Annotated in this window: 8 protein-coding genes; 3 read left to right on the forward strand and 5 right to left on the reverse strand. The window is 68.8% G+C overall.

Translation table 11 applies throughout. The features are described from left to right. Positions 1-4: 4 nt before the first annotated feature. The 3 genes from glpK to GLX30_RS28370 all read right to left on the reverse strand — a co-directional run bounded on the left by glpK (position 5) and on the right by GLX30_RS28370 (position 3,369). Entirely contained in the window at positions 5-1,531 is a 1,527-nt protein-coding gene (glpK, locus tag GLX30_RS28360) for a glycerol kinase GlpK (protein WP_159693598.1), read from the reverse strand. Positions 1,532-1,583: 52 nt separating this feature from the next. After that, positions 1,584-2,375: an MIP/aquaporin family protein gene (locus GLX30_RS28365; RefSeq protein ID WP_159693600.1), complete on the reverse strand. Its 792-nt coding sequence runs from the start codon at positions 2,373-2,375 to the stop codon at positions 1,584-1,586. A 229-nt stretch (positions 2,376-2,604) separates the two neighbouring features. Beyond that, positions 2,605-3,369 carry an IclR family transcriptional regulator gene (locus GLX30_RS28370; protein ID WP_159693602.1) on the reverse strand — a complete coding sequence of 255 codons (765 nt, stop codon included), beginning with the start codon at positions 3,367-3,369 and terminating at the stop codon, positions 2,605-2,607. Positions 3,370-3,610: 241 nt separating this feature from the next. Between GLX30_RS28370 and metH the strand changes: the two genes are divergently transcribed. From metH to GLX30_RS28385, 3 genes are all read left to right on the forward strand, one after another. After that, on the forward strand, positions 3,611-7,120 hold the full coding sequence (gene metH, locus GLX30_RS28375; RefSeq protein WP_159693604.1) for a methionine synthase: 3,510 nt from the start codon (positions 3,611-3,613) through the stop codon (positions 7,118-7,120). Positions 7,121-7,229: 109 nt separating this feature from the next. After that, entirely contained in the window at positions 7,230-7,931 is a 702-nt protein-coding gene (locus GLX30_RS28380; RefSeq protein WP_159693606.1) for an HAD family phosphatase, read from the forward strand. Positions 7,932-8,436: 505 nt separating this feature from the next. After that, complete coding sequence (locus GLX30_RS28385; protein WP_159693608.1) at positions 8,437-10,035, forward strand: ABC transporter substrate-binding protein; 1,599 nt, start codon at positions 8,437-8,439, stop codon at positions 10,033-10,035. Between the two features lie 115 nt (positions 10,036-10,150). Here the strand turns inward: GLX30_RS28385 and GLX30_RS28390 are convergent, their stop codons facing one another. Further along, entirely contained in the window at positions 10,151-10,822 is a 672-nt protein-coding gene (locus GLX30_RS28390; protein WP_159693610.1) for a response regulator transcription factor, read from the reverse strand. A gap of 13 nt (positions 10,823-10,835) precedes the next feature. Next, the gene (locus tag GLX30_RS28395; protein WP_244258304.1) at positions 10,836-11,906 is read right to left on the reverse strand and encodes a RecB family exonuclease; all 1,071 of its coding nucleotides are present in this window, start codon (positions 11,904-11,906) and stop codon (positions 10,836-10,838) included. Positions 11,907-11,963 lie beyond the last annotated feature (57 nt).

The raw sequence follows: 11,963 nt of genomic DNA on the forward strand, positions 1-11,963 counted from the left end.
CTCGTCAGTTTTCCTCGTCGAGCCAGTCCATGGTCCGCTCCACGGCCTTGAGCCAGCTCTTGTACTCGCGGTCACGCTTCTCAGCGTCCATGCGGGGGGTCCACTCGGCGGCCCTGCGCCAGTTGGCACGCAGCGCGTCGGTGTCCGGCCAGAAGCCGACGGCCAGGCCGGCGGCGTAGGCGGCGCCGAGGCAGGTCGTCTCGGCGACCATCGGGCGCACCACGGGGGCGTCCAGGAAGTCCGAGAGGGTCTGCATCAGCAGGTTGTTGGAGGTCATGCCGCCGTCGACCTTGAGTGCGGTCAGTTCGACGCCGGAGTCCTTCGTCATGGCGTCGGTGATCTCACGGGTCTGCCAGGCGGTGGCCTCGAGAACGGCGCGCGCGATGTGCGCCTTGGTGACGTACCGGGTCAGGCCGGCGATCACACCGCGGGCGTCGGAGCGCCAGTACGGGGCGAACAGGCCGGAGAAGGCCGGCACGAAGTAGGCGCCGCCGTTGTCGTCGACGGAAGAGGCGAGGGTCTCGATCTCGGCGGCGGAGTTGATCAGGCCCATCTGGTCGCGCATCCACTGCACCAGCGAACCGGTGACGGCGATCGAGCCCTCGAGGGCGTACACCGCCTTCTCGTTGCCGATGCGGTAGCCGACGGTGGTCAGCAGGCCGTTGTAGGAGTTGACGGGCTCGTCACCGGTGTTCATCAGCATGAAGGTGCCGGTGCCGTACGTGGACTTGGCCTCGCCCTTCGAGTAGCAGGTCTGGCCGAACAGGGCCGCCTGCTGGTCGCCGAGCGCGGAGGCGACGGGGATGCCGTCGAGCGCGCCGCCCTTGGCGAGGCCGTAGACCTCGGCGGACGACCGGATCTCCGGCAGGATCGCCGCCGGGACCTCCATGGACTGAAGGATCTTGTCGTCCCACTCCATGGTGTGCAGGTTCATCAGCATGGTGCGGGAGGCATTGGTGACGTCGGTGACGTGGACGCCGCCGTCCACTCCGCCGGTCAGGTTCCAGATGACCCAGGAGTCCATGGTGCCGAAGAGGATGTCACCGCGTTCGGCGCGCTCACGCAGGCCCTCGACGTTGTCGAGCAGCCAGCGGGCCTTCGGGCCGGCGAAGTAGGAGGCCAGCGGCAGGCCCGTCTCGCGGCGGTAGCGGTCCTGTCCGACGTTGCGGCCGAGCTCCTTGCAGAGGGCGTCGGTGCGGGTGTCCTGCCAGACGATTGCGTTGTGGACGGGCTCGCCGGTGTTCTTGTCCCACAGCAGCGTCGTCTCGCGCTGGTTGGTGATGCCGATGGCCTTGACGTCGGCGGAGGTGATGCCGGCCTTCTCGATGGCTCCGGCGACGACCTCCTGGACGTTGGTCCAGATCTCGGCGGCGTCGTGCTCCACCCAGCCCGGCTTCGGGAAGATCTGCTCGTGCTCCTTCTGGTCGACGGAGACGATCCGGCCGTCCTTGTCGAAGACGATGCAGCGGCTGGAGGTGGTGCCCTGGTCGATGGCCGCGATGAACGGGCCGGTGGTGTGTGCGTCGGTCACGGTCTGCTCCTGCTCAGGTATCTGTGGATACGGCTCGTGCTGCTGATCCGGCTCAGGCGAACGCGATGTTGTAGATACCCGCTGCGACGGCCGCACCGATCAGCGGACCGGCGACGGGGATCCATGCGTAGCTCCAGTCGGAGCCGCCCTTGTTCGGCAGCGGGAGCAGTGCGTGCACGATGCGCGGACCCAGGTCACGGGCCGGGTTGATGGCGTAGCCGGTGGGGCCGCCGAGCGAGAGGCCGATGGCGACGACGACGAGGGCGACCATGAGTCCGCCGAGCGGGCCGAGGCCCTTGCCGCTGTCGTTGAGACCCTGCGTGAGCACCGCCAGGACCAGCACGATCGTGCCGATGATCTCGGTGGCGAGGTTCTGCCAGACGTTGCGGATCTCGGGGCCGGTGGAGAAGACACCGAGGACCGGGCCGGCATTGGCGGCGGCCCCGTCGTGCGGACCCTCGATCGCCTTGTCCGCGGGGTCGCCCACGATCTCGGGGTCGGTGAGGTGCGCGTGGAACTGGCCGTAGTAGGCGATCCAGACCAGGGCGGCGCCGATCATGGCGCCGAGGAGCTGGCCTGCGACGTAGACGGGGACGTTGCCCCAGTCGTTGTCCTTGATCGCGATGCCGAGCGTGACGGCCGGGTTGAGGTGTGCACCGGAGAGCGCGCCGGTCATGTACACCGCGGTCAGGACCGCGAAGCCCCACCCGAAGGTGATGGCCAGCCAGCCGGCGTTCTGTGCCTTCGAGCGCTTGAGCACTACGGCGGCGACGACGCCGCCACCGAGCAGGATGAGTACGGCGGTACCGATGATCTCGCCGATGAAGATGTCGGAGTTGGACACCCGCGACTCCTTGTCCTTCGTCCAGGGGAAGGCGAACCCCGGGTCCCTCCGGTGGTCCGCGCCCTCAGTGAGGGCGTTTCCGGCCTGGCGTTGTCACACTCTAGCGCGTATTGCCGTTAGGTGTTCGACAATGCCGACCGGTGAACGGAAGTTTTGCCCCCTGGTAAACATGACGTCAAGGGTTGTGTGGCCGAAAACCGGATCGTTACCCGATGATGCGCTCGAACGGTCAGAAGCGCCCGGCGCCGAGGTCCCTGGAGACCGCGCGGGCGCAGTCCCGCACCGCCGCGACGAGGTCGGAACGCAGCTCTCCGCCGTTGCAGACCCGCTCCACGGCGCCCGTGATGGCGATCGCCCCCACGGGCATCCGGCGCCGGTCGTGGATGGGGGCGGCCACGGCGGCCACGCCCTCCCAGGTCTCCTCCACGTCGGCGGCCCAGCCGCGCGCGCGGGTGTGGTCCAGCAGCGACTCGAACTCCTGGAGGTCGGTCACGGTCCGCGGTGTGAACGCCTTGCGGTCGACCTCCAGCACCTCCGTGTGGGCCACCGGGTCGAAGGCGGTCAGGACCTTGCCGAGGGCGGTGGAGTGCAGCGGCTGCATGGCCCCCACCTCGAGCACCTGCCGGCTGTCGTCGGGCCGGAAGACGTGGTGCACGATCAGCACACCGTGCTGGTGCAGTACGCCGAGGTGGACGCTCTCGCCGCTGGAGCGGGCCAGGTCGTCCGTCCAGACCAGGGCGCGGGCGCGCAGCTCGTGCACGTCCAGATAGCTGTTGCCGAGCCGCAGCAGCTCGGCGCCCAGCTGGTAGCGGCCGGACGCGGCGTCCTGCTCGACGAATCCCTCCGCCTGCAGGGTCCGCAGGATGCCGTGGGCCGTACCCTTGGCCAGATCGAGCGACGACGCGATGTCCGACAGGCCCAGCCGGCGTTCTCCGCCCGCGAGCAGTCGCAGCATCGCCGCAGCCCGCTCCAGTGACTGGATGTTTTTCGCCATCGGATCGGCCCTTCTCCAACACGGTTCGACAATGCTGAACACTATCGGTCGATGCCGACCTTGGTTACAGCGGACCGAGTATCTCGCGGTGGAGACCCTGCAAAAAAGTACGGAGACATGCCGTAGTCCGGCCCGTGGGACACCTCCGCCCCGTCGGGGCCCGCCCGGCTACTCTGGCTGGGTGCGCCTTCCCGCCGGTAGGCGCAAAGCCGACAGCCGTCGCATTCCAGGGAGCACATCCATGGCCTCGTTGCCGACCCCCTCCGCTGACAGCCGGACCCGTGTCCACGCTCTGCGTGAAGCGCTCGCCACCCGGGTGGTGGTGGCCGACGGCGCCATGGGCACGATGCTCCAGGCACAGGATCCGACGCTCGAGGACTTCGAGAACCTCGAGGGCTGCAACGAGGTCCTCAACGTCACCCGCCCCGACATCGTGCGCTCCGTCCACGAGGCGTACTTCGAGGTCGGCGTCGACTGCGTGGAGACGAACACCTTCGGCGCCAACCATTCCGCCATGGGGGAGTACGACATCCCCGAGCGGGTGTACGAGCTCTCGGAGTCCGGTGCGCGGATCGCCCGCGAGGTGGCGGACGAGTTCACCGCGTCGACCGGGCAGCAGCGCTGGGTACTGGGCTCGATCGGCCCCGGCACCAAGCTCCCGACCCTCGGGCACGCCCCTTACACCGTGCTCAGGGACGGTTTCCAGCAGAACGCCGAAGGACTGATCGCGGGCGGCGCGGACGCACTCATCGTCGAGACGACCCAGGACCTGCTGCAGACCAAGGCCGCGATCCTCGGTGCCCGGCGTGCCATGGAAGCGACCGGCGCCGACCTTCCCCTCCTCTGTTCGCTCGCCTTCGAGACGACCGGCACCATGCTGCTGGGCTCCGAGATCGGCGCGGCGCTGACCGCGCTGGAGCCGCTCGGCGTCGACATGATCGGTCTGAACTGCTCCACCGGCCCGGAAGAGATGAGCGAGCACCTCCGCTATCTCACCCGCCACTCCCGTATCCCGCTGCTCTGCATGCCGAACGCCGGCCTTCCGGTGCTCACCAAGGACGGCGCGCACTTCCCGCTCGGTCCCGAAGGCCTGGCCTCGGCCCAGGAACAGTTCGTCGCCGACTACGGCCTGTCCCTGGTGGGCGGCTGCTGCGGTACGACGCCTGAGCACCTGCGTCAGCTGGTGGAGCGGGTGCGGTGCGCCGAGCTGACGCCGCGTGACCCGCGTCCGGAGCCGGGCGCCGCCTCTCTCTACCAGACGGTGCCGTTCCGGCAGGACACCGCCTACATGGCGATCGGTGAGCGTACCAACGCGAACGGGTCGAAGAAGTTCCGCGAGGCGATGCTCGAGGGCCGCTGGGACGACTGCGTGGAGATGGCGCGTGACCAGATTCGTGAGGGCGCGCACATGCTGGACCTGTGCGTCGACTACGTGGGCCGCGACGGCGTCGCGGACATGGAGGAACTCGCCGGACGCTTCGCGACCGCCTCCACCCTGCCGATCGTGCTGGACTCCACCGAGGTCGACGTCATCGAGGCGGGCCTGGAGAAGCTGGGCGGCCGCGCGGTCATCAACTCGGTCAACTACGAGGACGGCGACGGACCGGAGTCGCGGTTCGCGAAGGTCACGGCGCTCGCCAAGGAGCACGGCGCCGCGCTGATCGCGCTGACGATCGACGAGGAGGGCCAGGCCCGCTCGGTGGAGCACAAGGTCGCCGTCGCCGAGCGCCTCATCGACGACCTGACCGGCAACTGGGGCATCCACGAGTCGGACATCCTCATCGACACGCTCACCTTCACCATCTGCACCGGGCAGGAGGAGTCCCGCAAGGACGGCCTCAACACCATCGAAGCCATCCGGGAACTGAAGAGGCGTCACCCGGACGTGCAGACCACGCTGGGTCTGTCGAACATCTCCTTCGGCCTCAACCCGGCCGCACGTATTCTTCTCAACTCGGTCTTCCTCGACGAGTGCGTCAAGGCGGGCCTGGACTCTGCGATCGTCCACGCCTCCAAGATCCTGCCGATCGCCCGGTTCGACGAGGAGCAGGTCACCACGGCCCTGGACCTCATCTACGACCGGCGTGCCGAGGGCTACGACCCGCTGCAGAAGCTGATGGCGCTGTTCGAGGGCGCGACCACGAAGTCGCTGAAGGCGGGCAAGGCCGAGGAACTGGCCGCGCTGCCGCTGGAGGAACGACTGAAGCGGCGGATCATCGACGGTGAGAAGAACGGCCTGGAGGCCGACCTCGACGACGCCCTGAAGGACCGTCCGGCGCTGGACATCGTCAACGAGACACTGCTCGACGGCATGAAGGTCGTCGGCGAGCTGTTCGGGTCCGGGCAGATGCAGCTGCCGTTCGTGCTCCAGTCCGCCGAGGTGATGAAGAACGCGGTGGCGCACCTCGAGCCGCACATGGAGAAGTCCGACGCCGAGGGCAAGGGCACGATCGTGCTGGCCACCGTCCGGGGCGACGTCCACGACATCGGCAAGAACCTGGTCGACATCATCCTGTCGAACAACGGCTACAACGTGGTCAACCTGGGCATCAAGCAGCCCGTCTCCGCGATCCTCGACGCGGCGAAGGAGCACAGGGCCGATGTGATCGGCATGTCGGGCCTGCTGGTCAAGTCCACGGTGATCATGAAGGAGAACCTCCAGGAGCTCAACCAGCGGGGCATGTCCGCCGACTACCCCGTCATCCTCGGCGGCGCCGCCCTCACCCGCGCCTACGTCGAACAGGACCTCCACGAGATCTACGACGGCGAAGTCCGCTACGCCCGCGACGCGTTCGAGGGCCTGCGCCTCATGGACGCCCTCATCGGCATCAAGCGCGGCGTCCCCGGCGCGGTCCTGCCCGAGCTCAAGCAGCGCCGGGTCAAGGCCGCGACGGCGGTCGTGGAGGAGCGTCCTGAGGAGGGCGCGGTCCGCTCCGACGTCGCGACCGACAACCCGGTCCCCACCCCGCCGTTCTGGGGCACCCGGGTCGTCAAGGGCATCCCGCTGGGCGACTACGCCTCCTGGCTCGACGAGGGCGCCCTGTTCAAGGGCCAGTGGGGACTCAAGCAGTCCCGGGCGGGAGACGGCCCCTCCTACGAGGAGCTGGTGGAATCGGAGGGCCGGCCGCGGCTGCGCGGCCTGCTGGACCGGCTCCAGACCGACAACCTTCTCGAAGCGGCCGTCGTCCACGGATACTTCCCCTGCGTCTCCAAGGGCGACGACCTGATCATCCTCGGCGACGACGGCTCCGAGCGGACGCGCTTCTCCTTCCCGCGGCAGCGCCGCGGCCGGCGGCTGTGCCTGGCGGACTTTTTCCGCCCCGAGGAATCCGGCGAGACCGATGTCGTCGGCCTTCAGGTCGTGACCGTCGGCTCCCGCATCGGCGAGGAGACCGCCAAGCTGTTCGAGTCCAACTCCTACCGCGACTACCTCGAACTGCACGGCCTGTCCGTCCAGCTCGCGGAGGCACTGGCCGAGTACTGGCACGCCCGGGTGCGCGCCGAGATGGGCTTCGGCGGCGAGGACCCGGCCGACGTGGAGGACATGTTCGCCCTGAAGTACCGCGGCGCCCGGTTCTCCCTCGGTTACGGCGCGTGCCCCGATCTCGAGGACCGCGCCAAGATCGCGGAGCTGCTCGAGCCGGAGCGGATCGGCGTCCAGCTGTCCGAGGAGTTCCAGCTCCACCCGGAGCAGTCCACCGACGCCATCGTCATCCACCACCCCGAAGCGAAGTATTTCAACGCGCGCTGATCGTTCGGGTCGTACACTGGTCGGTCCAGTGCAGGCCGGTCGCCTGTCCCCGCGGGAGAGCCGCTGGGGAGAGGTGGCCGGCCTTCTCGTCCCTCACGGAGGTGTGCCTATGACCAGCACGGTCCCCGCGTCGCTTAGCCGTTCGGCGGAATCGGCCGCACTGCAGGCCGTATTTCTCGACATGGACGGCACCCTCGTGGACACAGAGGGCTTCTGGTGGGACGCGGAGGTGGACGTCTTCGCGGATCTCGGGCACCGGCTGGACGAGACCTGGCGGGACGTGGTGGTCGGCGGACCGATGACCAGGAGCGCGGGCTATCTCATCGAGGCCACCGGGGCCGACATCAGCCTCGCGGAGCTGACCGTACTGCTCAACGACAAGTTCGAGGAGCGGATCAGCCGGGGCGTACCGCTGATGCCGGGCGCGGCCCGGCTGCTCGCCGAACTGGCGGCGCACAACGTGCCCACGGCGCTCGTGTCCGCCTCGCACCGGCGCATCATCGACCGGATCCTCGCCTCCCTCGGGCCCCAGCACTTCGCGCTCTCGGTCGCGGGGGACGAGGTGCCGCGCACCAAGCCGCACCCCGACCCGTATCTCCTCGCCGCCCAGGGCCTGGGCGCGGACCCGTCGAGATGCGCCGTCGTGGAGGACACGGCGACCGGCGTGGCGTCCGCCGAGGCCGCTGGATGCCGAGTGGTCGCCGTCCCGTCCGTGGCCCCGATCCAGCCGGCCGGCGGCCGGGTCGTCGTTCGGTCCCTCGAAGAAGTGAACGTCGTTTTCCTGCGCACTCTCATCAGCGCAAAGCAGTGATACGGGCACTGTCCGTGCTATTCGAATGTGCCGGAAACCCAGGGCAGTGGCATCTGTCTTTTCCGTGACCGTCGAACGGTTTTCCGGCTTGATCGAATGAGGGCGAACGGCGTGACCTTCGTCACCGTGAGTGGTGTGCGACCAGGGGGGATTCGCCTCTGACACCTCTTCGGGAGGGGGTCCGAGCGGCCTATGTGTCCTGATTGATACGGGTGTTTACGAATGTTCCGTGGCAGGGCCATCCACTCACAGGCATTGATGATCACTCAGCGATTACGGCCCAACTAGGGTCCGGTCACGCTTTCCTGGCGCTGCCGACTAATCTCGTCGCGAGAGCTTCGCTGCATCACCGTGGTGACCCGTCGGCCACCCCGCCGTCGGAAACACAGGACCGATCGTCTGCATCCCCGGCCCGATCGCGCCGCCCCGACCGGGCGGAGGCGGCGGAGTGTCTTGAACACATCGCTGTATCACAGTGCCGGATCGGTGAGGGAGAACGTCCAGGATGAACCGTAAGACTTTGGTGCTGCCGGCCGTGGTCGGCCTGCTCGCGCCCGTGCTCGTCGCCTGCGGCAGCACGGACGGCGGGTCCGGCGGCGGTGATGCCATAGTCGTGGGCACCACGGACCAGTTCGTCGCCGGCGAGGACGCCCCGGCACCCCTGGACCCCGCCTACGCGTACGACACCGGCGCCTGGAACGTGCTGCGGCAGACGCTGCAGACCCTGATGCACGCCCCGCGCGGCGGCGGTGAACCCGAGCCGGACGCGGCCGAGAGCTGCCTGTTCACCGACACCGTGAGCGAGAGCTACCGCTGCAAGCTGCGCAGCGGCCTCAAGTTCGCCGACGGGACCCCGGTCACCGCCGAGGACGTCAAGTTCTCCATCCAGCGTGTCCTGGACATCGACGCCGACAACGGCACGGCCGCCCTGCTCTCGAACATCGACACCATCGAGACCAAGGGCGACAACGAGATCATCTTCCATCTCGCCACGCCGGACGCGACCTTCCCGTACAAGCTCTCGACGCCGGCCGCCGGCATCGTCAGCAAGGAGAAGTACGACGGCAAGAAGCTCCGTGACGGCTTCGAGGTCGACGGCTCCGGCCCGTACACGATGAAGACGGAGACCGACGGGGACAAGGTCTCCCGGGTCGTCTTCAGCAAGAACCCGAACTACACGGGCGACCTGAAGCTGAAGAACGACAAGGTCGTCCTGCGTTCCTTCGCCGACGCCGACTCCATGGGCAAGGCGCTCGAGTCCGGCGAGATCGACCTGATGACGCGCACCATGGCGCCGGAGCAGATCAAGGAACTCCTGGAGAACCCGAAGGAGGGCATCGAGCTCACCGAGATGCCCGGCCTCGAGATCCGCTACCTCGCCTTCGACACCAGCGACCCGGCCGTGGAGAACAAGGCCGTCCGGCAGGCCATCGCGTCACTCGTCGACCGCGGCCAGATCGCCGGCGAGGTCTACGGCGCCACCGCCGAGCCGCTCTACTCGCTCATCCCGAAGAGCATCTCGGCGCACACCAACTCGTTCTACAACAAGTACGGCGAGCCCAGCCGCAAGAAGGCCGCCGCGCTCCTGGACGACGCCGGTATCGACACCCCGGTCCAGCTCACGCTGCACTACACCACCGACCACTACGGCGAGGGGACGGCCAAGGAGTTCGAGGCCCTTCGCGACCAGCTCAACGCGAGCGGGCTCTTCGAGGTCAAGGTGGAGGGTGCCGAGTGGTCCAAGTTCCGGCCCGCCCAGAAGCGGGGCGACTACGCCGTCTACGGGCTCGGCTGGTTCCCCGACTTCCCGGACCCGGACAACTACACCGCTCCGTTCCTCGGCGAGGGCAACTTCCTCAACTCGCCCTACGTGAGCGAGAAGGCCCGCGAACTCATTCCGCAGTCGCGGCGCGACGTCGACCGCACCGCGGCGTCCCCGGCCTTCAAGGAGATCCAGGACATCGTCGCCGACGACGTACCCGTGCTGCCCCTGTGGCAGGGCAAGCAGTACGTCGCCGCGCGCGACGACGTGATCGGTGTCGAGTGGGCGCTGAACTCCAGCTCCGACCTCCAGCTCTGGGAGCTGTCCCGCGGCGAGAGTTGATCCGGGCGGACACATGACCGCACAAAGGCCGGCGCCCGGCAGCTGCTTCGAGCAGCTGCCGGGCGCCGGCCTTGCCGGCAGGGCCCGACGGGCTCCGGCCCGGACGGGGTCGTCCCTACTGTGCGCCGGGGCGCACCAGACCGCTCTCGTACGCGTACACCGCCGCCTGGACGCGGTCACGCAGACCCAGCTTCGTCAGCACATGGCCGACGTGCGTCTTGACGGTCGTCTCACTGACGAAGAGGTCCGCCGCGATCTCCGCGTTGGACAGTCCGCGGGCCACCAGCTTCAGCACCTCCACCTCACGGTCGGTCAGCGTGTGAAGAGTGTCCGGAACGGGCTCCTCGCCGGACGGCAGATGGTCCGCGTACTTGTCGAGCAGCCTGCGGGTGATGCTCGGCGCGAGCATGGCCTCGCCCGCGGCGACCACCCGGATCGCCTGCACCAGTTCATCGGCCGGGGCGTCCTTCAGCAGGAAGCCGCTCGCACCGGCGCGCAGCGCCTCCACCACGTACTCGTCCAGGTCGAAAGTCGTCAGCACCAGCACCTTCGCCGGACCGTCCCGGCCGGGGCCGGTGATCTGACGCGTCGCCTCCACACCGTCCATCCGGGGCATCCGGATGTCCATCAGCACCACGTCGGGCTGGAGCGCCCGCACCTGATCGAGAGCTTGGAGGCCGTCCCCGGCCTCACCGACCACCGCGATGTCCTGCTCGGCCTCGAGGATCATCCGGAAACCGGTGCGCAACAGCGGTTGGTCGTCGACCAGTAGGACGCGGATAGCCACGGGTACTCCTTCTTTAGACCAGGCCCATTCTGCCTTGGCCATCCTCGGCCGCCGCGCGCGGGGAAACGCTCAGCGGATAAACCGGGGGAGTGCCGCCGAATTCCGGACACATCGAGCGGTGGTCGCACCAGCCGCACAGCTTCGTCGGCCGCGGCCGCCAGTCACCCGTCTCCGTGGCCAGGCGGATCGCCTCCCAGAGCGCGAGCAGCTTGCGCTCCATCCGCTCGAGGTCGGCCGTGACCGGGTCGTACGTCAGCATGTCGCCGCTGCCCAGATAGACCAGCTGGAGCCGACGGGGCACCACCTGCTTCAGCCGCCAGATCACCAGCGCGTAGAACTTCATCTGGAACAGCGCGCCTTCGCTGTACTCGGGGCGCGGGGCCTTGCCCGTCTTGTAGTCGACGATCCGCACCTCGCCGGTCGGCGCGATGTCGACCCGGTCGATCACGCCGCGCAGCCGCAGCCCCGACTCCAGCTCCGTCTCCACGAACATCTCCCGCTCGCGGGGCTCGAGCCGGGTCGGGTCCTCGAGCGTGAACCACCGCTCCACCAGCTGCTCCGCCTCACCGAGCCAGCGCGACAGCCGCTCGCCACCGGGGTCCTCGGCGAACAGCTCACCCAGCTCCGGACGCGTCTCGAGGAGCCGGCTCCACTGGCCGGGAACCATCGCCTTTGCGCGCGGCGCCGTCCGCTCGGCCGCCGGGTCGTCGAAGAGCCGCTCCAGCACGGCGTGCACCAGCGTCCCCCGGGTAGCCGCTTCGCTGGGCTTCTCCGGCAGCCTGTCGATCACCCGGAAGCGGTAGAGCAGGGGGCACTGCATGAAGTCGCTCGCACGCGAGGGTGACAGTGACGTGGGCGGCGCGCTCCGCGCGGCCTGCTCCGTGCCCTCGTCGCCGGCGGCGGGTGCCGTGGCTCCGCCGGGCTCCCCGGCCGCGCCGGACGCGGCGGCGGCCGTGCCGTCAGCGGGGACGGTGGGCGCCGGCTCGTCGACGACTTCCGGCCGGACGGCCACGGCCGGCCGGGGGACCACCGGCGTGGCGGACCCGTCGGTGGCCGGCTCTGCGGGCTGCTGGCTCGTACTCATGACGCAGACCCTACGGCCCGCCACCGACAGCGAGCGGCATACCATCGACCACAGACC

The organism is Streptomyces sp. Tu 2975 (genome assembly GCF_009832925.1).
Lineage (GTDB): Bacteria > Actinomycetota > Actinomycetes > Streptomycetales > Streptomycetaceae > Streptomyces.

Coding starts and splice junctions, on each gene's coding strand:
- GLX30_RS28370 (WP_159693602.1), bottom strand. CDS start 3,369: ATGGCGAAAAACATCCAGTCACTGGAGCGGGCTGCGGCGATGCTGCGA.
- metH (WP_159693604.1), top strand. CDS start 3,611: ATGGCCTCGTTGCCGACCCCCTCCGCTGACAGCCGGACCCGTGTCCAC.
- GLX30_RS28380 (WP_159693606.1), top strand. CDS start 7,230: ATGACCAGCACGGTCCCCGCGTCGCTTAGCCGTTCGGCGGAATCGGCC.
- GLX30_RS28385 (WP_159693608.1), top strand. CDS start 8,437: ATGAACCGTAAGACTTTGGTGCTGCCGGCCGTGGTCGGCCTGCTCGCG.
- GLX30_RS28395 (WP_244258304.1), bottom strand. CDS start 11,906: ATGAGTACGAGCCAGCAGCCCGCAGAGCCGGCCACCGACGGGTCCGCC.